General features: G+C 69.8%; 23 protein-coding genes and 1 pseudogene. 11 read left to right on the top strand and 13 right to left on the bottom strand.

Annotated elements, in window-relative coordinates:
* Positions 1 to 49: 49 nt before the first annotated feature.
* From uraD to LK09_RS10650, 5 genes are all read left to right on the top strand, one after another.
* Positions 50 to 535, top strand: a complete 486-nt coding sequence (gene uraD / locus LK09_RS10670) for a 2-oxo-4-hydroxy-4-carboxy-5-ureidoimidazoline decarboxylase (RefSeq protein WP_039399106.1) — start codon at positions 50 to 52, stop codon at positions 533 to 535.
* Positions 532 to 873 (top strand): hydroxyisourate hydrolase, encoded by a 342-nt coding sequence (uraH, locus tag LK09_RS10665; RefSeq protein ID WP_039399104.1) that lies wholly within the window; start codon positions 532 to 534, stop codon positions 871 to 873. Before uraD ends, uraH begins: the two co-directional genes overlap by 4 nt.
* A gap of 2 nt (positions 874 to 875) precedes the next feature.
* On the top strand, positions 876 to 1769 hold the full coding sequence (gene pucL, locus LK09_RS10660; RefSeq protein WP_039399101.1) for a factor-independent urate hydroxylase: 894 nt from the start codon (positions 876 to 878) through the stop codon (positions 1767 to 1769).
* Positions 1770 to 1926: 157 nt separating this feature from the next.
* The gene (locus LK09_RS10655) at positions 1927 to 3414 is read left to right on the top strand and encodes a nucleobase:cation symporter-2 family protein (RefSeq protein WP_039399099.1); all 1488 of its coding nucleotides are present in this window, start codon (positions 1927 to 1929) and stop codon (positions 3412 to 3414) included.
* Positions 3415 to 3494: 80 nt separating this feature from the next.
* Complete coding sequence (locus LK09_RS10650; protein WP_039399097.1) at positions 3495 to 4235, top strand: SDR family oxidoreductase; 741 nt, start codon at positions 3495 to 3497, stop codon at positions 4233 to 4235.
* 540 nt (positions 4236 to 4775) lie between these two features.
* Here LK09_RS10650 and LK09_RS10645 read toward each other — a convergent pair.
* From LK09_RS10645 to LK09_RS10635, 3 genes are read right to left on the bottom strand one after another with little or no spacing between them, the layout of a single operon-like run.
* Positions 4776 to 5540 carry an IclR family transcriptional regulator gene (locus LK09_RS10645; protein WP_039399095.1) on the bottom strand — a complete coding sequence of 255 codons (765 nt, stop codon included), beginning with the start codon at positions 5538 to 5540 and terminating at the stop codon, positions 4776 to 4778.
* Positions 5533 to 6789: a molybdopterin molybdotransferase MoeA gene (locus LK09_RS10640; protein ID WP_039399093.1), complete on the bottom strand. Its 1257-nt coding sequence runs from the start codon at positions 6787 to 6789 to the stop codon at positions 5533 to 5535. The genes LK09_RS10645 and LK09_RS10640 overlap by 8 nt, the downstream gene beginning before the upstream one ends.
* A 2-nt stretch (positions 6790 to 6791) precedes the next feature.
* The gene (locus LK09_RS10635; RefSeq protein WP_039399091.1) at positions 6792 to 7043 is read right to left on the bottom strand and encodes a MoaD/ThiS family protein; all 252 of its coding nucleotides are present in this window, start codon (positions 7041 to 7043) and stop codon (positions 6792 to 6794) included.
* Positions 7044 to 7133: 90 nt separating this feature from the next.
* Here LK09_RS10635 and LK09_RS10630 point away from each other — a divergent pair, with 90 nt between their 5' ends.
* Both LK09_RS10630 and LK09_RS21470 read left to right on the top strand, forming a co-directional pair.
* Positions 7134 to 8297, top strand: a complete 1164-nt coding sequence (locus tag LK09_RS10630) for a ThiF family adenylyltransferase (RefSeq protein WP_039399089.1) — start codon at positions 7134 to 7136, stop codon at positions 8295 to 8297.
* Complete coding sequence (locus tag LK09_RS21470) at positions 8290 to 8706, top strand: molybdenum cofactor biosynthesis protein MoaE (RefSeq protein ID WP_231563016.1); 417 nt, start codon at positions 8290 to 8292, stop codon at positions 8704 to 8706. The genes LK09_RS10630 and LK09_RS21470 overlap by 8 nt, the downstream gene beginning before the upstream one ends.
* A gap of 10 nt (positions 8707 to 8716) precedes the next feature.
* Here LK09_RS21470 and moaA read toward each other — a convergent pair whose 3' ends face one another.
* The 5 genes from moaA to LK09_RS10600 all read right to left on the bottom strand — a co-directional run bounded on the left by moaA (position 8717) and on the right by LK09_RS10600 (position 12912).
* Positions 8717 to 9799, bottom strand: a complete 1083-nt coding sequence (gene moaA, locus LK09_RS10620; protein WP_052226669.1) for a GTP 3',8-cyclase MoaA — start codon at positions 9797 to 9799, stop codon at positions 8717 to 8719.
* Positions 9800 to 9971: 172 nt separating this feature from the next.
* A complete protein-coding gene (locus LK09_RS10615) occupies positions 9972 to 10853 on the bottom strand; it encodes a sulfate/molybdate ABC transporter ATP-binding protein (RefSeq protein ID WP_052226668.1) in 882 nt (293 codons plus the stop codon).
* Entirely contained in the window at positions 10850 to 11671 is an 822-nt protein-coding gene (locus LK09_RS10610) for an ABC transporter permease (RefSeq protein ID WP_039399087.1), read from the bottom strand. Before LK09_RS10610 ends, LK09_RS10615 begins: the two co-directional genes overlap by 4 nt.
* Entirely contained in the window at positions 11668 to 12486 is an 819-nt protein-coding gene (gene modA / locus LK09_RS10605; protein WP_039399085.1) for a molybdate ABC transporter substrate-binding protein, read from the bottom strand. Before modA ends, LK09_RS10610 begins: the two co-directional genes overlap by 4 nt.
* 21 nt (positions 12487 to 12507) lie before the next feature.
* Complete coding sequence (locus LK09_RS10600; protein ID WP_039399143.1) at positions 12508 to 12912, bottom strand: TOBE domain-containing protein; 405 nt, start codon at positions 12910 to 12912, stop codon at positions 12508 to 12510.
* A gap of 240 nt (positions 12913 to 13152) precedes the next feature.
* Between LK09_RS10600 and LK09_RS10595 the strand changes: the two genes are divergently transcribed.
* Entirely contained in the window at positions 13153 to 13686 is a 534-nt protein-coding gene (locus LK09_RS10595) for a nucleoside deaminase (protein ID WP_082008195.1), read from the top strand.
* Between the two features lie 26 nt (positions 13687 to 13712).
* Positions 13713 to 15182: an NCS2 family permease gene (locus tag LK09_RS10590; protein WP_039399084.1), complete on the top strand. Its 1470-nt coding sequence runs from the start codon at positions 13713 to 13715 to the stop codon at positions 15180 to 15182.
* A 246-nt stretch (positions 15183 to 15428) separates the two neighbouring features.
* Here the strand turns inward: LK09_RS10590 and xdhC are convergent, their stop codons facing one another.
* The 3 genes from xdhC to LK09_RS10575 are packed head-to-tail and all read right to left on the bottom strand — an operon-like array spanning position 15429 to position 20181.
* Entirely contained in the window at positions 15429 to 16247 is an 819-nt protein-coding gene (xdhC, locus tag LK09_RS10585) for a xanthine dehydrogenase accessory protein XdhC (protein ID WP_039399139.1), read from the bottom strand.
* Positions 16248 to 16276: 29 nt separating this feature from the next.
* Positions 16277 to 18670, bottom strand: a complete 2394-nt coding sequence (gene xdhB, locus LK09_RS10580; RefSeq protein ID WP_052226667.1) for a xanthine dehydrogenase molybdopterin binding subunit — start codon at positions 18668 to 18670, stop codon at positions 16277 to 16279.
* Positions 18667 to 20181 (bottom strand): xanthine dehydrogenase small subunit, encoded by a 1515-nt coding sequence (locus tag LK09_RS10575; protein ID WP_039399082.1) that lies wholly within the window; start codon positions 20179 to 20181, stop codon positions 18667 to 18669. Before LK09_RS10575 ends, xdhB begins: the two co-directional genes overlap by 4 nt.
* A gap of 558 nt (positions 20182 to 20739) precedes the next feature.
* Between LK09_RS10575 and LK09_RS21465 the strand changes: the two genes are divergently transcribed.
* Together LK09_RS21465 and LK09_RS21140 are read left to right on the top strand one after the other, a co-directional pair.
* A complete protein-coding gene (locus LK09_RS21465; RefSeq protein WP_156138737.1) occupies positions 20740 to 20892 on the top strand; it encodes an HTH domain-containing protein in 153 nt (50 codons plus the stop codon).
* Between the two features lie 27 nt (positions 20893 to 20919).
* Positions 20920 to 21018: pseudogene (locus LK09_RS21140) on the top strand (helix-turn-helix domain-containing protein); the annotation flags it as partial.
* 70 nt (positions 21019 to 21088) lie between these two features.
* Here LK09_RS21140 and LK09_RS21460 read toward each other — a convergent pair.
* On the bottom strand, positions 21089 to 21310 hold the full coding sequence (locus LK09_RS21460) for a hypothetical protein (protein WP_156138735.1): 222 nt from the start codon (positions 21308 to 21310) through the stop codon (positions 21089 to 21091).
* Positions 21311 to 21366: 56 nt separating this feature from the next.
* The gene (locus tag LK09_RS10570; protein ID WP_039399080.1) at positions 21367 to 22125 is read right to left on the bottom strand and encodes an IclR family transcriptional regulator; all 759 of its coding nucleotides are present in this window, start codon (positions 22123 to 22125) and stop codon (positions 21367 to 21369) included.
* Between the last annotated feature and the right edge of the window lie 97 nt (positions 22126 to 22222).

The raw sequence follows: 22222 nt of genomic DNA, 5'->3' as shown, positions 1-22222 counted from the left end.
GAAAACGAAAGAAAACTTCCGCAATACGGAAGATCAATGAGGATCACGGATGACACTCGACAGCTTCAACTCCGCCGCACGCGATGAGGCCGCCGCGCTCGTGCGTCCCTGCCTCGACATCCCCCGCTGGGTCGATGCCCTCGTCGACGGCCGCCCCTACGCCGACGTCGCCGCCGTCGCGGATGCCGCCCTCACCGCCGCCGCCCCGTTCACCGAGGCCGAGCTCGACGGTGCCCTGGCTCACCACCCGCGCATCGGGGAGCGCCCCACCGGTCAGAGCACCGAGGCGAACCTCGCCCGGGGCGAGCAGTCCGGGGTGGATGCCTCCGCCGCCGACGCCCTCGCCGCCGCGAACCGGCGCTACGAAGACCGCTTCGACCGCGTCTTCCTCATCCGCGCCGCCGGCCGCTCGGCCGACGACGTCCTCGCCGCCATCGACGAACGGCTCGGCAACACGCCCGAGCAGGAGCTCGTCGTGATCGAGCAGCAGCTGCGCGAGATCGCAGCGCTTCGACTTGAAGGAGCACTCGCATGAGCGTTTCCCACGTGACCACCCACATTCTGGACACCACCGCCGGCTCCCCGGCAGTCGGCGTCGCCGTCGTGCTGGAAGCCCGAGACGGAGACGTATGGAACCAGATCGGAGCGGGCTCCACCGATGCTGACGGGCGGGTGAAAGAGCTCGGCCCCGAGCGACTCGCAAGCGGTGACTACCGCCTGCGCTTCGACACCGGGGCCTACTTCGCCGGCATCAAGACGGACGCCTTCTTTCCGGAGGTCGCGTTGACGTTCACCGTCGACGCTGAGCAGGCGCACTACCATGTACCGCTCCTGCTCAGTCCTTTCGCCTATTCCACCTACCGAGGAAGCTGAACATGACTGAGTACAACGGAATCGTCCTGGGGCCGAACCAGTACGGCAAGGCAGAAGTGCGTGTCGTCAAGGTCACGCGCGACACCGACCGTCACGAGATCGAGGACCTCAACGTCACCTCGCAGCTGCGCGGCGACTTCACCGTCGCGCACACCGAGGGCGACAACTCCCCGGTCGTTCCCACCGACACCCAGAAGAACACGGTCTACGCGTTCGCGAAGGACGGCGTCGGCAGCCCCGAGGCGTTCCTCCTTCGTCTGCACAAGCACTTCACCTCGGAATTCGAGTGGGTCACCGGCGGTCGCTGGGAGGCGGAGCAGTACACCTGGTCGCGCATCAACGACCACGACCACGCCTTCGTGCGCACCAACACCGCCACGCGCACCGCGGTCGTCGTCGCCGACGACGGCGGCGCGCCCCGGGTCATCTCCGGCCTCAAGGAGCTCACCGTCCTGAAGACGACCGCGAGCGGCTTCGTCGGATACCCCAAGGACAAGTACACGACGCTGCCCGAGACCACCGACCGCATCCTCGCGACCGACGTGTCGGCCCGCTGGCGCTACAACACCACGGACGTCGACTTCAACGCGGTGTACGCATCGGTCGAGGCGATCCTCCTGGAGAAGTTCGCCGAGAAGTACTCGTACGCCCTGCAGACGACCCTGTTCGAGATGGGCGCCGCCGTCATCGCCGCGCACCCGGAGATCGACGAGATCCGCTTCTCGATGCCCAACAAGCACCACTTCGTCGTCGACCTGTCGCCGTTCGGCCTGGAGAACCCCAACGAGGTGTTCTACGCCGCCGACCGCCCCTACGGCAAGATCGAGGCCGCCGTGCAGCGCGAGGGCGCCGATCTCGACGACTCCGCCTGGGCGGGCATCGCCGGCTTCTGCTGAGAGGACGTGCGGGGCCCTCGCCGGGCCCCGCACACCCCACGAACTCCCCGGAATCGGCCAGGGGTTTCCACAACTGAATACCTGATTCATCACATCCCGTGAGATTCACTTCCCGCTCGCAATGACCGCGAGCACCGGACAGGGAGGTCCACCCCACATGTCGCGCAAGACATCCACCGTCGAAGAGGCCGAGGTCCGGCCCGAAGACGAGAAGATGAAGATCGGCAGTGCGTTCACGTACGGTCTTCAGCACGTTCTGACCATGTACGGCGGCATCATCGCGCCGCCCCTCATCATCGGCTCCGCCGCCGGGGTCAGTCCCACCAACATCGGCATCCTGGTCGCCTGCTGCCTCTTCATCGGCGGTCTCGCGACCGTGCTGCAGACCGTCGGCATCCCCTTCTTCGGGTCGAAGCTTCCGCTCGTGCAGGGCGTGTCTTTCGCCGGCGTCGCGACCATGCTCGCGATCGTCTCGTCGGGGGCCGGCATCCAGGGCGTCTTCGGATCGATCCTGGTGGCATCCCTCATCGGCCTCGTGGTGGCGCCCTTCTTCGCGCAGATCATCCGGTTCTTCCCGCCGGTCGTGACCGGTGTCGTGATCACCACGATCGGTCTGTCGCTGCTTCCCGTGGCCGCCGGCTGGATCGTCGGCGTCAACCCGAAGGCCCCCGACTACGCGTCGCCGACCAACGTGCTCCTCGCCGCGATCACGCTGTTCTTCATCATCCTGTTCTCGAAGGTGGGCAGCGCCGCCCTGTCGCGTCTGTCGATCCTGCTGTCGCTGATCATCGGTACGGTCGTTGCCGCGCTCATGGGCAAGGCCGACTTCTCGAACGTCTTCACCGGCGACATCTTCGCCTTCCCGCAGCCGTTCCTGTTCGGCCTGCCGACCTTCCCGATCGCCGGCATCATCTCGATGATCATCGTGATCCTCGTCACGATGACCGAGACCACGGCGGACATCCTCGCCATCGGCGAGATCGTCGGCACCAAGATCACCCGCAAGCGCATCGCGGCCGGCCTGCGCGCCGACATGCTCTCGTCGGCGGTCGCCCCGATCTTCAACACGTTCACGCAGACCGCGTTCGCGCAGAACGTGGGCCTGGTCGCCATCACCAAGATCAAGAGCCGCTGGGCGGTCGCCGCCGGTGGCGTGGTGCTCATCGTCCTGGGTCTGTTCCCGGTGCTCGGCCGCCTCGTCGCAGCCATCCCGGGCGGCGTGCTCGGCGGTGCCGGCATCGTGCTCTTCGGAACGGTGGCCGCCTCCGGCATCCGGACCCTGTCGCGCGTGAAGTACGACGACAACATGAACCTGATCATCGTCGCGACCTCGATCGGCTTCGGCATCCTGCCCGAGGTGAACCACGACATCTACAGCAACTTCCCGAGCTGGTTCCAGGTCATCTTCAACTCGTCGATCAGCTCGGCGGCCATCATGGCGATCTTCCTGAACCTGGTCTTCAACGTCTGGGTCAAGGGCAACCGCCACGACTCCTCGGTCTTCGCGGCGGCGCCGACCCGGGCGATCCCCACGGCGACGATCCGCACCCTGCGGCACGGCGACCGGTACGCGGACGGCAAGCTCATCGACAGCGACGGCAACGAGGTGCCGATCATCGACGACGAACCGAGTTCGGCGCACTAGATCCCCGCAGCGGGAAACGGCGGTCACGGGAGGTTCAGCCCGTGACCGCCGAGTGCGTCCACAATGAATACGGAGGTTCCATGTCCCCTGTCGCAGTGATCACCGGCGCCGGATCCGGCATCGGCCGCGCCACCGCCCGTGCGTTCCTGGATGCCGGCTACCGGGTGGCGCTGCTCGGTCGCCGGGCCGACGCCCTGGCCGAGACGGCGGGGGAGTCGGCCGCGCTCGTCGTCCCGACCGACGTCACGGATCCGGCCCAGGTGGATGCCGCCTTCGCCGCGATCGAGGGAGCCTTCGGGCGCGTCGACGTGCTGTTCAACAACGCCGGGACCTTCGGCCCCACGGCATCCGTCGACGAGGTACCCGTCGACGCGTGGGATGCCACGGTCGCGGTGAACCTCACCGGCGCGTTCCTGTGCGCGCGGGCGGCCGTGCGCCTCATGAAGTCCCAGTCGCCGCAGGGCGGGCGGATCATCAACAACGGGTCGATCTCCGCGCACTCCCCGCGCCCCCTGTCGGTCGCGTACACCACCACCAAGCATGCGATCACGGGGATGACGAAGGCCATCGACCTCGACGGCCGCGCGTTCGGGATCACCTGCGGGCAGATCGACATCGGCAACACGGCCACCGAGATCACGGCCGGACTCGGCGTCGGCTCCGGCGCGCTGCAGGCCGACGGCTCCCGCCGGATCGAGCCCACTTTCGACGTGGCGGACGCCGCAGCCACCGTGCTGTTCATGGCCCGCCTGCCGGCCTCCGCCAACGTGCGCGAGCTGCTCATCACGGCCAGCGGGATGCCGTTCGGCGGCCGCGGCTAGTCACGAAACGCGCCGCGAGGCGCATTTCGTGACGAGCGGGCGGCCGGTCGGGGCGGGATGCCGGGGCATCCTTGGCGCTCGTGTTCACTCGTCACGATGTGCACTGCGTGGCGCGTTTCGTGACGAGTGGGGCCGGGGGATCTTGCTGGCTCGTCGCGATGTGCGCGGCGGGGTGCATTACGTGACGAGTGGGGGCCGGTTGCGGGCCTGGATGCCGGGGCATCCTTGGGGCCGCCGCGTTCGCTCGTCACGATGTGCGCTGCGGGACGCAATTCGTGACGAGTGGGGCCGGGGGATCTTGCTGGCTCGTCGCGATGTGCGCAGCGCGATGCGTTTCGTGACGAGTGGGGGCCGGTGGGACGGCTGGAGGCCGGGGCATCCTTGGCGCTCGTGTTCACTCGTCACGATGTGCACTGCGTGGCGCGTTTCGTGACGAGCGGGCGCCCGGGGTACTGCTGACTCGTCACGATGTGCGCTGCGTGGCGCAATTCGTGACGAGTGAGGGCCTCGTGGGCAGGATGCCCCGGCCGGGACGCCGCGTCAGGAGGCGTACATGTCCGAGGCGATGCGGGAGGCGGTCTGCTTGAGCAGGGGCACGGCGCGGTCGGCGAAACCGTAGTCGACACGCGTGGTGGGGCCGGAGACCGAGACCGCCGTGGGGGTCGGGGCATCCGGAACCGCCATCGCGTAGCAGCGCACGCCGATCTCCTGCTCCTCGTCGTCGATCGAGTAGCCGCGCTCGCGGATCGCGGCGAGATCGGTCAGCAGGGCGTCGATGGTTCCGAGGCTCTTGGCGGTGGGGGTCGGCATCCCGGTGCGCGCGACGATCTGGCGCACCTGGTCGTCGGGCAGTTGCGCGAGGATCGCCTTGCCCACGCCGGTGTCGTGCAGGTTGGCGCGGCGTCCGACCTCGGTGAACATGCGCATCGAGTGCGACGACGGCACCTGCGCGATGTACACGACCATGTCGCCGTCGAGCATCGCCATGTTCGCGCTCTCGTCGAGCTGGGCGACGAGTTCGGCCAGCTGCGGACGCGCGAGCGCACCGAACTGCTTGCCCGCGCCCTCGCCGAGACGGATGAGCCGCGGGCCGAGCGCGTACCGCCGGTTGGGCAGCTGCCGCGCGTAGCCGAGGGCCACGAGGGTGCGCAGCAGGCGGTGGATCGTCGGCAGCGGCAGGTCGATGGCGGATGCCAGCTCGCTGAGCGTCACGACGCCGCCCATGTCGGTGAGCAGTTCGAGCAGGTCGAACGCGCGGCGGACGGACTGGACGCTTCCCCCGGATGCAGAACCGTTGTCACTCATCGATCAGCCAGACCTCCACTTCGGCACCCGCATCCAGCGAGGCCACTCCGACCGGCACGTGCACGAGGGCATCGGCCAGCGCGTATGCATGCAGCAGGTGGGAGCTGGGATGCCCCACCTCCACGCTGCCGTCCGTGCGCAGCGAGGCGCGGCGCACCTGGTGCCGGGCGGGCACCGACGTGATGTCGTGTGCGAGCGGGGCCCGCAGCGTCCGGCGCGCGGCCGGGAGCCCGGCGTAGGTGCGCAGCACGGGGCGCAGGAACAGCTCGAACGAGACGAGGGACGAGACCGGGTTGCCGGGGAACGACACCACCGGGACGTGCGCGCCGCTGGGCAGCGCCGCGATGCCGAGACCCTGCGGGCCGCCGGGCTGCAGCGCCACGGATTCGAAGGCCACCCCCAGCGGGCCGAGCGCATCGCGCACCACCTCGAACGCGCCGGCCGAGACGCCTCCCGTGGTGACCACGAGGTCGACGTCGGGGTGCGCGCCGATCGCGGCGATGACCTCGGGTGCTTCGTCGGGCGCGGTCGCGGTGACGACCTCGGCACCGGCATCCTGCAGGGCGGCATCCAGCATCGCCGTGTTCGCGTCGTAGACGCTGCCGGAGGGGAGCTCGGCGCCGGGAGCGCGCAGCTCATGCCCGGTGGACAGCAGCAGCACGCGGGGCCGCGGGCGCACCGCGACCTCGGTGACGCCCGCCGAGGCCAGCGACCCGATCTGGGCCGGTCCGAGGCGGGTGCCGGCGGAGAGCAGCAGGGAGCCCGCAGCGACGTCGGTGCCCGCGCCCCGGATGAAGGTTCCGGATGCCACCGGCTCGCCGAACCGCACGACGGCGCCGTCGGGTGCGGTGCGCACGTCGCCGCCGATGCCCTGGAAGGATGCCGGATCGGCCTTCTCGATCTGCACGACGGCGTCGGCTCCGGCCGGGATCGCGGCGCCGGTCATCACCGGGTTGGCGAAGCCGGGCTCGAGCACGCCGGGCGCATCGCCTGCGGCGGTGGTCGGGCCGACGGTCAGCACGACGGGGGAGCCTGCCGCGGCAGCCGCGAGGTCGGCGCTGCGCACCGCGTATCCGTCCATCTGCGAGTTCGCGAACGGGGGCAGGTCGATGGGGCTGACGAGGTCGGCGGCCAGCACGCGGCCGGCCGCCTCGCCGAGCGGCAGCGCCTGGGATCGCTCGCCGATGCGGGCGAGGATGGGGGCGAGCAGGTCGGCGACGGCCTGCTGATGCTCGGTGTGCGTCTTCATCGTCACCCGCCCGCGAACGGCGGCAGCACGTCGACCGTGCGCGAGATCGGGAAGGCGGGGTCGCGCCGGACGACACCGTCGACCAGGAACGACCCGGAACGGAGCACGCGGTCCATCGCCGCGCCATACTGGGAGAGCAGGCGATCGCGGAGGGTCGCGACGGTGGGCGCGGCGGCGTCGAGCTCGACGAGCTCCTCTTCTCGCCCGGCCGCTTCCGCGGCGGCGGCGAAGTACCGCACCGTGACCGTCACCATGGTTCCAACCTTACCCGCTATATGGAAAAAAGCATCCATATGACGGAAACTCCGAGGATCCCCATCGGTCTCGGCGCGTAGAGTTGAATCGTGTCCTCGACCACTGATCGCCTGCTCACGGCGCCTCTCGTCGAGCCCGGACCGGCGCTGACGCCGGAGCGGATCGACAGGTACAGCCGCCAGCTCATGCTGCCCGGGTTCGGCGACCTCGCCCAGCGGCGTCTCGCTGCCGCCCGCGTGCTCGTCATCGGCGCCGGCGGCCTCGGTACCGCGGTGGCGCCCGTGCTCGCGGCGGCCGGCGTCGGCACCATCGGACTCATCGACGACGACGTCGTCGAACTGAGCAACCTGCACCGCCAGCTCGCCCACGGCGTCGCCGACCTCGGGCGGCCCAAGATCGACTCCCTCGCCGACGCGATCGCGGCGATCGATCCGGGATGCCGCGTCATCCGGCATCCCGAACGGGCCACCGCGGCGACGCTGCCGGGCATCCTCGCCGGCTACGACCTGCTCGTGGACGGCAGCGACAACTTCCCGACCCGGTATCTCGCCAACGACGCGGCGGTGCTCGCCGGCGTTCCCCTGGTGTGGGGCGCGATCCTGCGGTTCCACGGGCAGGCGGGCGTCGCCTGGCACGGTCACGGGCCGACCTACCGCGACCTGTTCCCGAGCCCGCCGCCCGCCGACGAGGCGCTCTCGTGCGAGCTCGGCGGAGTGCTGCCGACCCTGTGCACCGCGATCGGATCCCTGCTGGCGACGGAGGTGATCAAGCTCGTCACCGGCATCGGCGAGCCGCTCCTCGGCCGGGTGCTCACCTACGACGCCCTGACCGCCCGCACCCGCGAGATCCCGTACGCCGTCTCACCGGAGACCCCCGAGATCACCGAGCTGATCGACTACGACCTCTTCTGCGGCGTTCCGGATGACGGCGACCTCACCGCGCTCAGCGCGGCCGCCCTCGCCCGGCGCCTGCGGGCGGGGGAGCGGATCACGCTGCTCGACGTGCGCGAGCCCGAAGAGGTCGCCGCCCGCCGCATCCCGGGATCGATCCCGGTGCCGCTCGGCGACCTGCGGGCCGGGATGCCGGTTCCCGGCGGCGACCCGATCGTCGTGGTCTGCGAACGCGACCCGCGGGCGCGGTCCGCCGCGCGCCTGCTGGCCGAACGAGGACACGCCGACGTCGTATTCCTCGCCGGCGGCATCCAGTCGTACGTCGCCGTCGGCGGCGAAGTCGAAGGAGACGACATTGTCTGAGCACCCGTTCGAGCTGATCAGCGAGTCCCCGCTCGACGAGGTCGCGATCCGTGCCGCCGTCGAGGGCGACGCCAACGGCGCAGTGGTCATGTTCTGCGGCGTCGTGCGCGACCATGACGGCGGCCGCGCGGTGCGCTCGCTCGACTACCGTGCGCATCCGGAGGCGGCCCGATTCCTCGCGGACTGCGTCGCCCGGGTGGCGGCCGAGACCGGGTACGCGATCGCGGCATCCCACCGCGTCGGAGACCTGCGGATCGGCGACGTGGCGCTGTTCGCCGCGGCCGCCGCGCCGCACCGCGCGCAGGCGTTCGACGCGTGCGAGAAGGTCGTCGAGCTCATCAAGCACGAGGTGCCGATCTGGAAGCGCCAGCACTACGACGACGGCGTCTCGGAGTGGGTCGGCCTCTGACCGCGCAGGGTCAGCCGCCGATGTAGCTCATCTCGACCCGGTGGCGGGCTTCGCGCAGTTCGGGGGTGAGCGAGGAGCGCACCTCGCTGTAGCGGTCGTCGCGGGCTCCCCAGATGCCGCCGAGGGCGGCACGGAGTTCGGCGTCGGTCGCGCCCCCGCGAAGCAGCGCCCGCAGATCGTGGCCCTCGGTCGCGAAAAGGCAGGTGAAGAGCTTTCCCTCGGTGGAGACGCGGGCCCGGTTGCACGTGCCGCAGAACGCGTTCGTGACCGACGAGATGACGCCGATCTCCCCGCCGCCGTCGACGTACCGCCAGCGCTTGGCGGTCTCGCCGGGAACGCCGGCATCCACCGGCTCCAGCTCGTGCACCGCGCCGATGCGCTCGATGATCTCGGCGGAGGGGACGACCTCGTCGAGCGCCCAGCCGTTGGTGGTGCCGACATCCATGTACTCGATGAACCGCAGCGTGTACGGGGTGCCCTTGAAGTGCTCCGCCATCGGCACGATCTCGTGGTCGTTGAGGCCGCGCTTGACGACCATGTTCAGCCGGATCGGGCCGAGTCCCGCCGCGTGGGCGGCGTCGATGCCGGCGAGCACGCGGCTCACCGGGAAGCGCACGTCGTTCATCCGCTGGAACAGGGCGTCGTCGAGGGAGTCGATCGACACGGTCACGCGGTCGAGGCCGGCATCCTTGAGGGCCTGCGCCTTGACGCCGAGCGCCGCGCCGTTGGTGGTCAGCGCGATCTCGAGCCGGTCGCCCTCCGGGGTGCGCAGCTCGGCGAGGCGGGCGATGAGGTCCTCCACGCCACGGCGCAGCAGCGGCTCGCCGCCGGTGAGGCGGAGCTTGCGGACGCCGAGGGATGCCGCGGCATCCGCGATGCGCACGATCTCTTCGAACGAGAGCAGCTCGGACCGGTCGAGGAACGCGTAGTCGCGTCCGAACACGGTCTTGGGCATGCAGTAGACGCAGCGGAAGTTGCAGCGGTCGGTGATCGAGATCCGCAGGTCGTGCAGCGGCCGGTTCAGCCGGTCGGAGAGTCCGGTGGATGCCAGCGCGCGAACACGGCGAACGCGCCTGCGTCCGTCTGACTCCATTGTTTCCGCAGATGCGGAACCGCGCGTGATCGACACCTCGACCCCCTTACGGATCGACAACCGTAGCACCCGGTTCTGGGGGTCGGCCTCGTGCGTTGGGCGCGCTGAGCCTGTCGAAGCGCAAGACCCGGGGGCCTGCCCTTCGACGGGCTCAGGGCGCGTGGCCGCGGGCTCAGGGCGCATGTTCTTCCACGGTGACGGTCAGGCGCAGCCGCACGCCGGCGACGAGGCCGTCGGCGACGTCGGCGGGGACGACGAGCGGGGCGTCGGGATGCTCCATGGTGCGCAGGCGCGCCGTGTCGCCGTCGCGCTCGATGTCCGTGACGGTCGCCGTCCACGCGCCCGGTGCGTGCAGCGCCGCGACGAACTCCGTCGACCGCCGGCGCAGCACGTCGTGCGTCGGGCCCTCGTCGACGACGCGTCCGGACTGCAGCACGACGGTGCGGTCCGCGAGCTCGCGGGCATCCTGCGGGTCGTGCGTGACGAGGAGGATCGGGATGCCGGCATCCTTCGCGACCCCCGCAACGATGCGGCGCACCTGCGCGCCGGTCTGCACGTCGAGGGCCGCGAACGGCTCGTCCAGCAGCAGCGCGTCGGGCGCGGCGGCGAACGCGCGGGCGATCGCCACCCGCTGCTGCTGCCCGCCGGAGAGGGCCGCCGGGCGGCGGCCGGCCAGGTCGCCGAGTCCGACGCGCTCCAGCCATGCCCGGGCGGTGTCGCGCGCCGCCGATCGGTGCCGCCCCTGCGAGCGCGGACCGAAGGCGACGTTCTCGAGGGCCGTCAGATGCGGGAAGAGCAGCGCCCGCTGACCGAGGAGCCCCACCCGCCGGTCGGCGGGCGCCACGTGGTGTCCCGGGCCGTCGAGCACGCGGTCGCCGATGCGCACGGTGCCCGCGACGCCGCGATGCCCCGCCACGGCCGCCAGCAGCGTCGACTTGCCCGCGCCGTTGGGACCGAGCACGGCGACGATCTCGCCCGGATCGGCGGTGAGGGCGGCATCCAGCTCGAACGCGCCGAGGGCGACGCGCACGTCGGCGGACAGCATCCCGGTCATCGGATCGTCCCCGCCACCGCGTCGTCGGCGCGCCACCCGCGCATCACCAGCAGCACGGCGACCGCGACGAGGATCAGCAGCAGCGAGAGCGCGATCGCCGTGTTCTCGTCGACCCCGGCGCCGTTGAAGGCTGTGTAGATGGCCAGCGGCATCGTGCGCGTGACGCCCGCGGCGTTGCCGGCGAACAGTGCGGTCGCCCCGAACTCGCCGAGGGCGCGCGCGAAGCACAGCACGGTGCCGGCCAGCAGCCCCGGGCCGGCGAGCGGCAGCGTGACCCGCCGGAACACGGTGAACGGGTGCGCTCCGAGCGAGGCCGCGACCAGCTCATGCGCGGTGCCGGCGGTGCGCAGCGACCCCTCGATCGCGATCACCAGGAACGGCATCGCCACGAACGACTGCGCGATGACCACCGCGACGGTCGTGAAGGGGATGCGGATGCCGAACTGCAGCAGCCATCCGCCCAGGATCCCCTCACGGCCGAGGAAGGACAGCAGCGCGATGCCGCCGACGAGCGGCGGCAGCACGAGGGGGAGCGTGGTGAGCGTGCGCATCAGGGTCGCCGGCCACCCGCTCGAGCGTGCGATGAACATCGCCAGCGGCACCCCGAGCAGGAGACACACGGCGGTGGCGGCCGTCGCGGTGCCGAGCGACAGCCACAGGGCTTGGAGCGCCGCGGGCGAGGTGATCGCCGCGGGCACCGCGGTCCAGTCGAGGTGGGTGAGGAGAGCGGCGAAGGGCAGCACGAGGAACGCGGCCCCCACGGCGGCCGGGATGCCCAGCCACAGCGGGAGCCGCGTGCGCGTGCCCGTGGGGGTCACGGCTTGCCGAAGCCGAACGACGCCAGGACCTTCTGGCCGGCGGCGGACGTGACGAAGGCGACGAACGCGTCGGCCGCAGCCGGGTTGCCCGCACCCGTGAGGGTGGAGATCGGGTAGGTGTTGACCGCGGCATCCGCGTTCGCGATGTCGACGCCGGACACCTTGGAACCGGCCGCCTTCACGTCGGTGACGTAGACGAGCCCGGCGTCGGCGTCGCCGGATTCGACCTTGGTGAGCACCGCGGTGACGTTCTGCTCCTCGCTCACCGGGTTCACGGTGACCTTCGCGTCCGTCAGCAGGGTCTGCGCGGCGTGGCCGCACGGGACCTCGGGCGCGCACAGCACCACCTGCGGGACCGTGCCGGACTTCGTCTTCGCGAGGTCCGCGAGCCCGGTGATGCCGAGCGGATTGCCCGGGCCGGTGGCGATCTCCATCGTGTTGGTGGCGAAGTCGACCGGCTTCTCGGTGAGCCCCGCGGCGGTGACCTTCTGCATGTTCTTGAGGTCGGCCGAGGCGAACACGTCGACCGGGGCGCCGCCGATGATCTGGGTGGCCAGCACCGACGAGCCGTCGTAGGTGATCGGCTTGACGGTGACGCCCGGGTATTCGGCGTGGAAGTCCTTCGCGAGCCGGTCGAAGGCGCCGGACAGGGATGCCGCCGCGTACACGGTCAGGTCGCCGGACGGTGCCGCGGAGGATGCCGGGCTGCTGCTCCGTCCGGTGCCGGAGGCGTCGGCGGTGCCGGCGCAGCCGGCGAACGCGAGGGCGGCTGCCAGGGTCGTCGCCGCGACGGCGATGAGACGGGTGGTCTTCACGAGGTTCTCCAGGGGGTGGGGTCAGACGGCGGCTTCGACGATCACCGTCGTCGACTTGACGATGGCGATGCCGCGCGAGCCGACCTCGAGCCCGAGGTCGTGCGCGGCCTCGGATGTCATCAGCGACACGACGCGGAACGGGCCGCACTGGAGTTCGACCTGGGCGATGAGGCCCGAGATCTCGATCCGGGTGACCAGGCCTTCGAACCGGTTGCGCGCCGACAGGCGCAGCTCGCCCTCGGCGGCATCCTCCCGCGCCGCGGCGGCCAGCGCCTGGGCGCGGGCGGCCAGCTGCGAGCCTTCGACGACCTGGCGGCCGGAGGAATCGAGGGAGGCCTCGAGGAGTCCGTCGTTCACCCACCGCCGCACGGTGTCGTCGCTCACGCCCAGCAGTCGGGCTGCTTCCTTGATCCGAAAATGCGTCACGAGAATCACGATAGCTCCGCATCTGCGGAATCGCAATAGATATACCACAATCCGGAAAATCGATTCCGAAAATGCTGGACGTGCACGAGTCGTGGTGCTACTTTTGAGGGTGCTGAAGCACTCCACGAAGAGTCGTTTCGGAATCCATACGCAGCAGCGGATCTACCGGCAAAGCCCTCATCCGATAAGGGTCGCGAATTCGGCGCCGACTGCGACAACTAGCAAGGAAGCTCAGTTCCCATGCAGACCATCGGAATCTCCACGATCGATGCCGGCGCAGAAGCCGGCGCCGGTCGACCGACACCGGCCGCATATCTCGCACGTGCGGTGGCCCTCGCCACCGACAACGTGCGCAACGCGGGCGGTCCCTTCGGCGCCATCGTCGTCTCGGCAGACGGACAGGTGTTCGAAGGTGTCAACCGCGTCACGGCGAATCTCGACCCCTCGGCGCACGCCGAGGTGACCGCGATCCGCAACGCGTGCCAGGGCCTCGGCACGTTCGACCTCACCGGCGCCACGCTCTACACGAGCTGCGAGCCGTGCCCCATGTGCCTGGCGACGTCGCTGTGGGCACGCATCGACCGCGTCTACTTCGCCGCCGACCGCAACGATGCGGCGGCTGCCGGCTTCGACGACGCCGTCTTCTACAAGTACTTCGAAGGCACCCCGGCGGATCGTGAGATCATGCCGGTCGGGCCCGTCGAGCTCGACCCGGTGGAGCGCGTGTCGCCGTTCACCGAGTGGAGCGCGAACACCGCGCGCATCGACTACTGAACCCCCACTTCGAACAGGACCCTCCCATGTCAACTCCCACCTCTGTCGAAGACGGGGCGCCGCAGGGCGCACCCGCCGACGCCGAACCCAGGAACGGCTTCGACAAGTTCTTCGAGATCTCCAAGCGCGGCTCCACCGTGGGCCGCGAGATCCGCGGCGGCATCGTCACGTTCGTGACGATGGCGTACATCGTGATCCTCAACCCGATCATCCTGTCCGGCAGCAAGGACGTCGTCGGCAACACCCTCAACTTCGCCGAAGTCGGCGCCGCCACGAGCCTCACCGCGGGCGTCATGACGGTGCTCATCGGCCTGTTCGCCCGCGTGCCGTTCGGCATCGCGGCGGGCCTGGGCATCAACTCGTTCCTCGCCGTGTCGGTCGTCGGGCAGGTCACCTGGCCCGAGGCCATGGGCCTCGTGATGATCAACGGCATCATCATCGTGATCCTCGGGGCGACCAACGTCCGCACCGCGATCTTCATGGCCGTGCCGCAGTCCCTGAAGGCGGCGATCACGGTCGGCATCGGCCTGTTCATCGCCTTCATCGGCTTCGTCGACTCCGGCTTCGTGACCCGCACCGCGGGCGGCCCGCCGGTGCAGCTCGGCGACGCCGGATCACTGACCTCGGTGCCCACGCTCATCTTCGTCGTCGCGGTGCTGCTGATCGGCATCCTCGTGGCCCGCCGCGTGCCCGGCGGCATCCTCATCGGCATCGTGGTCATGACGGTCGTCTCGGTGATCGTGCAGGCGATCCTGCACCTGGGCAACTCGCCCAAGGCGTCCGGCGACTGGCACATGGCCATCCCGCAGTTCGCCGGCCAGATCGTGCAGATGCCGAACCTGGCCCTCGTCGGCCAGTTCGACCTCTTCGGCGCCTTCGCCCGCATCGGCGCGCTGGCCGCCCTGATGCTCGTGTTCACCCTGGTGTTCTCGAACTTCTTCGACGCGATGGGCACCATGACGGGCCTGGCCAAGGAGGCCGGCATCGCCAAGGCAGACGGCACGTTCCCGCGCCTGCGCGCCGCGTTCGTCGTCGAGGGCTTCGGAGCCGTCGCCGGTGGCGCCACCTCGACGTCGTCCAACACGGTCTACATCGACTCCGCCTCGGGCATCGGCGAGGGGGCGCGCACGGGCCTGGCGGCATCCGTCGTCGGCGTGCTGTTCCTGCTGTCGATGTTCCTCACGCCCCTCACCTCGATCGTCCCGATCGAGGTCGGCTCGGCCGCGCTGGTCGTGGTGGGTGCGATGATGATGGGCCAGGTTCGCGAAATTTCGTTCGACAAGTTCAACATCGCACTGCCTGCGTTCCTGACGATCGTCACGATGCCGCTGACCTACTCGATCGCCAACGGCATCGGCGTCGGGTTCATCTCGTACGCGGTGATCAACGCGTTCTCGCGCAACGCGAAGTCGGTGCACTGGCTGATGTGGGTGGTCGCGGCGGGCTTCCTGCTGTACTTCGCCCGCGGCCCGATCGAATTGTTCATGGGTCACTGACCCTCGCGCAAAAGGAGGATGCCCCGGGCTTCGGCTCGGGGCATCCTCCTTTTCTTGTTTCATTCCCCCGGTCGCCCCGCGAGCGAAGCGAGACGAAACGCATAATCCCCCACCGCAATTGCAAATGCAGCGAATGAGGAATGAGCAAACGCTAAATAACAAGACGCGCAAAATGGCATACTGCGTTTCGTCTCGTCGCTGCGCTCCTCGCTCAACGAGCGGAGGGCGAGACCGCACATGCGGAACTCAGGATGCCGGGGCGGCCTGCTCGATCTGAACGAGGATGCGGGCGGCGACGCTCACCGCGATGACCGCGGGCTGCTTGCCGGTGACCTCGGGGATGCCGATGGGGGTGGTGACCCGCTCGAGGTCGGATTCGGGATGCCCCGCCTCGACGAGCTTCGTGCGGAACCGGGACCACTTCGCCGTCGACCCGATGAGACCGATCGAGCCCACGCCGGGGGTGCGCAGCGACTGGTCGACGATCGCGAGGTCCTCGACGTGGTCGTGGGTCATCACGAGCACGTGGGCGCCCGGGGGGAGTTCGGTGAGCACCGATTCGGGCACGGGGGCCCGGCGGACGTGCACGCGGGCGACGGTGCCGGTGAGCAGCCCTGCCTGGGCGAGTCGTTCGTCGTCGAGCATCTCGGCGCGGGAGTCGACGAGGTAGAGGTCGATCTCGTGCCGGGAGAGGATGCGGGCGAGCTCGATGCCGACGTGGCCGATGCCGAACACGGCGACCGCCGGCACCACCCGGACGGGTTCCAGCAGCATCGTGACCTCGCCTCCGCAGCACTGCACGCCGTACTCGGTGACGGCCTTGTCGTTGAGCCGGAGGGGCAGCAGCTCCGGTTCGGCGGTGCCCGCGGCGAGCATCGCCCGGGCACGCGAAACGGCGGTGGCTTCCAGATTGCCCCCGCCGACGGTGCCCCAGATCCCGTCCGGCGACACCACCATCTTCGCGCCGCCGTTGCGGGGCGCATGGCCGCGCACCATGACGAGCGTGACGATCACCGCGGGCGTGCGCTCCGAGCGCAGGGTCCGCAGGGCGTCGAGCCAGTCCATGGTACGCGGCCTTCCGTGCGATCGCGCGGTCAGACCGCGGCGAGCTCCGGCGCGGACGGGCTCGTCGTGTCCTTCGACGGGGTCAGGGAGTCGCCGGCGGCTTCACGGGCATCCTGAACCGCCCAGAAGACCGCCTCGGGCGTCGCGGGCGAGCCGAGGTTCACCGAGTGACCGGCGGGACCGAACGCCCCGACCGCGTCGCGCAGCGCCTCGCGTGCCGAGAACGCGAGCATGAACGGCGGCTCGCCGACGGCCTTGGAGCCGTAGACGGCGCCGTCCTCGCGGGCATCCTCGAACAGGTTCACGTTGAACACCTCGGGCATCTCCGAGAAGCTCGGCAGCTTGTACGTGGATGCCGACTGGGTCTGCAGGCGGCCGCGGTGCGGGCCGTCGGACTCGTCCCAGCGCAGCTCCTCGAGTGTCAGCCAGCCGAGGCCCTGCACGTACGCGCCCTCGATCTGGCCGATGTCGAGCATCGGCGAGAGTGAGTCGCCCACGTCGTGGATGATGTCCACGCGGCGCACCGTGTAGGCGCCGGTGAAGCCGTCGACCTCGACCTCGGTGGCGGCGCAGCCGTACGCGAAGTACTTGAACGGCTCGCCCTGCATGAGGTCGGGGTTCCAGTGCAGGCCCTCGGTGCGGTAGTAGCCCGCCGCCGACAGCTGCACCCGCTGGTGGTAGGCGGCGTTGGCGACCTCGGCGAACGTGAGGCGCTGCTCCCGGTTGCCGAGACCGGTGACGTAGCCGCCCGAGAATCGGACGTCGCGCTCGTCGACGTTCAGGAGGCGACCGGCGACCTTCGCGAGCCGCTCGTGCAGCTGGTCGCACGCGTTCTTGACGGCGCCGCCGTTGAGGTCGGCGCCCGAGGATGCCGCCGTCGCCGACGTGTTGGGCACCTTGTCCGTGCGGGTCGGCGCGAGGCGCACCTGGTGCAGTTCGAGGCCCAGCGCGGTCGCGGCGATCTGCATCATCTTGGTGTGCAGGCCCTGACCCATCTCGGTGCCGCCGTGGTTGATCAGGACGGAGCCGTCCTTGTAGATCAGCACGAGGGCGCCGGCCTGGTTGAACGCGGGGAAGTTGAACGAGATCCCGAACTTGATCGGCGTCATCGAGATCGCCCGCTTGACGTCGTCGTGGGTGCGGTTGAACTCCGCGACCTCGGCGCGGCGGGCATCCAGCTCCGACCGGTCGCGCAGCTGGTTCCAGATGGTGCCCAGGCGCTGGGCGTCCTTGACGAGCTGCCCGTACGGGGTGGTCTGACCGGGCCGGTAGAAGTTCCGCTCGCGCAGCTCCAGGGGGTCGATGCCGAGCTGCGGCGCGACCCGGCCGAGGATGTCCTCGATGAGGAAGACGCCCTGCGGGCCGCCGAAGCCGCGGTAGGCGGTGTTCGACGTCTTGTTGGTCTTCGCGATGCGGCCGAGGGCGTGCACGTTCGGGATCCAGTAGGAGTTGTCGATGTGGCACAGCGCCCGCGCGAGCACCGGCTCGGACAGATCGAGGCTCCAGCCGCCGTCGCACGTCAGGGTGGCATCCAGCGCCTGGATGCGGCCGTCCTCCGCGAACCCCGCCTTCCACGTGATGTGGAACGGATGCCGCTTGCCGGTCATCGTGAGGTCCTGCGTTCGGGTCAGGCGCAGGCGCACCGGGCGTCCGGTGAGCTTGGCGCCGATGCACGCGATCGCGGCGAACCCGTGCGGCTGCATCTCCTTGCCGCCGAACCCGCCGCCCATGCGCAGCGACTGCACGGTCACCTCGGCCGAGGTGATGCCGAGCACGTGCGAGATGATCTCCTGCGTCTCGGACGGGTGCTGCGTGGAGCACTGCACGAAGTACTGGCCCTCCGAGTCGCGCACCGCGAAGGACGCGTGCGTCTCGAGGTAGAAGTGCTCCTGGCCGCCGAACTGCGTGACACCCTCGAACACGTGCGCCGCCGAGGCCAGGGCGGATGCGGCATCCCCCCGTGCCACGGTGCGCGCCACCGACTGGTACGACTCGGCCGCGATGGCCTCCTCGACGGTGATGATCGCCGGAAGCGGCTCGTACTCCACCTTCACCGCCGCCGCGCCGAGGCGTGCGGCCTCCTGCGTCTCGCCGAGCACCCACACCAGGGCGTGTCCGTAGAACCGGCTCTCGGACGGGAACAGCGGCTCGTCGTGCTTGATGCCCGCGTCGTTGACGCCGGGCACGTCGTCGGCGGTCAGCACGCGCACGACGCCCGGCACCTCGTAGGCGGGAGAGACGTCGACGGTCACCTTGGCGTGCGCGTTCGTCGACTGCACGGGCCAGGCCGTCAGCACGCCGGCCGTGTGCACGGCGAGGTCGTCGGTGTACATGGCCGCACCGGTCACGTGCAGCGCCGCACTCTCGTGCGGGGCCGGCTTTCCGACGACGGGGTTCACGGGGCGGTCGGCGAGGGAGCTCATGCCGACACCTCCTTGGATTCGATGACGGTGCTGCTGTACAGCTTCAGCAGGGCGGTGTTGAGCATGAGCGAGCGGTAATCGGAGCTCGCCCGGTGGTCGGACATCGGGGTGCCCTCGGCGCGCATGACGGATGCCGCGGCCTTCACGGTCGCGATGTTCCACGGCTTGCCGATGAGCGCGTCTTCGGTGGCGCGGGCCCGCAGCGGGGTCGCGGCGACGCCGCCGAGCCCGATCTTCGCGGCGGTGACGATCCCGTCCTCGATGTCCAGGGCGAAGGCGATCGCCACCGAGGAGATGTCGTCGAAGCGGCGCTTGGCGATCTTCTGGAACGCGGTCACCTCCGCCAGCGGCAGCGGGATGCGGACGGACTTGATCAGCTCGTCCTTGCGGCGCACGGACTGGCGGTACCCGGTGAAGTATTCGCTGAGGTCCACCTCGCGCTCGCCGTCGACGCTCGCCAGCACGACGCTCGCGCCGAGGGCGAGGAGGGCGGGCGGGGTGTCGCCGATGGGCGACCCGGTGCCGAGGTTGCCGCCGATGGTGCCCCGATTGCGGATCAGCCGCGACGCGAACTGCGGGAACAGCTTCGCCAGCAGGGGCACCCGGCCCTGCAGGCGCCGCTCCACCTCGGACAGTGGCAGAGCGGCGCCGATCTCGATCACGTCGTCGCTGACGGTCAGCTGACGCAGTTCGTCCAGCTGGTCGATCGCGACGACGAAGGGAGCACGGCTCCCACGGATGTTGACCTCCACGCCCCAGTCGGTGGAACCCGCGACGATGAGCGCAGAGGGCTCATCGTGGAGGATCCGCACCGTCTCGGCGAGGGATGTCGGGCGCACGAAGCGCGAACCGTCGACCTCCGCATCGGTCGCGACCGCGGCAGGAGCGGGCTGCGCCATGCGCTTCTTGAAGGGGTCGTCGGCATCCGGGGATCCCAGAGAGTATGCCGCATCCCGGATCGGACGATATCCGGTGCAGCGGCACAGGTTGCCGCTCAGGGCGTGGAGGTCGAAGCCGTTGGGGCCGTGTTCGGCATCGTCGCCGTGGCCCGCATCGGAAGAATCGTGGACGGGGCACGCATCGACAGGCTCAGCGACCGATCGAGGGGTGTCGGTCTCGCGCGGCGCGCGGTCCTCGCGGTAGTACTCGCCGGCCATCGAGCACACGAAGCCGGGCGTGCAGTAGCCGCACTGCGAGCCGCCGGCCTCGGCCATCTTCGCCTGCACCGGGTGCAGGTCTTCGGGGGAGCCGAGGCCCTCGGCGGTGACGATCTCCTGACCGTCGAGCGCGTACACGGGCACGAGGCAGGCGTTGACCGGGGTCCAGGTGGTGGCGCCGTCCGAGGCCGGGGTCGCGAGCAGCATCGCGCACGCGCCGCACTCGCCTTCGGCGCAGCCTTCTTTGCTGCCGGACAGCGCGTTCTCGCGCAGCCAGTCCAGCGCGGTGGTGAACGTGGCGACGCCGTCGAGGGAACGACGTTCCCCGTTGACGGTCAGTGCGACATCGGTCATTGTGATTCTCCTCGTGTCCGGCGGGGGGTGCCGCAGGAGCGGCACATCGGGTCCGATACCGGCGTGAGGCGCAGCACCTGCGATCACAAGGGCGAGCTCGGCTCGCGTGCCGCAGAGTCTACGCCGAGGCCACTGCGTCACGCAGGGGTATCGGCAGGCTGCGGCTCAGGCGCCGTGGGCGTACCAGGTGCACCCCGAGAATGCGGGAGTGCCGTTGGAAGGGAGGATGCTGGCGGCGCTGACGTGCGACATCGCGAGCTCCTCTCTCAACTTCCGTGTTGCGGACGGTGACTTCCGCTCTTCGGAAGTCTTCGCGTTCCGAGCAAGCATAAGCGCTGGCTGGTGGGACGTCAAGGGTTCGGCTCCGCGGCCGAGCACTCGTCTCCGACCGGGATCGGCCGGGGACGATGGTCGGCGCCGGTCGGCAGCTCTTCACGAACGACGAGAACACGCGCATCTCGATGCTTGCCGGACATCTCGCCGAGGGAATGTCCATCCCCGACGACGAGCGCCTCAGATCGATCATCGAGTCGCTCATCGGCCGAGGCCCATCTGACCGTGGACAACCTTGCGAGGCTCGCCGGGGCCAGCGCTCAGGACCTCACGCGCGTCCTGCACGCTCCCGAGCTCGTTCCGGCGGAGGTGAAGTACGCGATCGCCATCCGAACGTCGTACCTGATCACCGTCATCGATGCTGCTCGGGGCGGATGACTCGACGTCTTCGTCCTCAAGAGCGGACACGCAAAGGCGGTGCGTTTCACCACACTGAGTGCGATCTGCGAAGTCCTCGCATGCCAGGCCGGCGACATCCTGACCTATCGTTCTCCCGCTGAGTGAGCGGGGGAGTGGACCGGCCAGAGCCGAGGCTATCCGTGTAGATGGGGAGCCTCGGCTCTGTCGGGTCCGGCTACCTCTGTGGATGGCGCCCGCGGTCGCGTGTGTACCAGCTGTTGACGAGGAAACCGACGGCCGCAATCGAGAAGCCCGTGACGACGGCGGTTGCCAGCGCGACTCCTGAAAGCACCTGGAACGCGAAGACGATCGCCCCGGAGGCAACCCAGGCAAGCGCGCTGATCATAGGGCCGCGCCTGTTCGCGGGCGTCCGCCGATTCTTGCTCATCAGGCCCACGTTTCTCTCCTCTCGAGAACACGGGCCTGTACGCACTCTATCTCCAGCGGGCGCAGCTACCCGACCCGCGCCAGGGTGCTGATCTCGGTGGCGATCTCCGTCAGCACCGGCACGGCGCGCTCGCCGAAGGAGTCGTCGACCCGGGTGAAGGGGCCCGACACCGACACCGCGGTCGGCACCGGCATGTTCGGCACCGCGACCGCGTAGCAGCGCACCCCGAGTTCCTGCTCGCCGTCGTCGAGCGTGTAGCCGCGCTCGCGGGCGACGGCCAGGTCGGCGAGCAGGGCATCCACCGTCGTCAGCGTGTGCTCGGTGACGGTCGGCATCCCGGTGCGGGTGAGGATGTCGCGCACCTCGTCGTCGCCGAACTGGGCGAGGATCGCCTTGCCGACGCCCGTGCAGTGCAGATAGGCACGGCGGCCGACCTCGGTGAACATGCGCATCGCGTGCGGCGAGGGAGACTGCGACACGTAGACGACGCGGTCGCCGTCGATCGTGGCGAGGTTCGCGGTCTCGCCGAGCCGCTCCACCAGGGCCTTCAACTGCGGGGCGGCCACATGCCCGAACTGGCGGTTCGCGATCTCGCCGAGGCGCACGAGGCGCGGGCCGAGCGCATACCGGCGATTGGCGAGCTGACGCGCATAGCCGAGGCCGACGAGCGTTCGCAGAAGGCGGTGGATGGTCGGGAGGGGGAGTCCTGCCGCGGTGGCGAGCTCGGACAGGCCGATGCTGCCGCCGGCATCCGCGATGAGCTCGAGGAGGTCGAAGACCCGCGCGACCGACTTGACGCTCTCGCCGCTGCTGGATGCCGCCATGGAACGACCCTCTGCTCTCTGCCAACCGAAGACATGGTGCCGCCGAAGAAATACTTCCGGATGGCGGAAGTCTGAGGCGATCAACCATACCCTACGC

This window comes from Microbacterium mangrovi (assembly GCF_000802305.1).
In the GTDB taxonomy this organism is placed as follows: Bacteria; Actinomycetota; Actinomycetes; order Actinomycetales; family Microbacteriaceae; genus Microbacterium; species Microbacterium mangrovi.
This window is presented reverse-complemented; position numbering and strand designations above follow the sequence as displayed.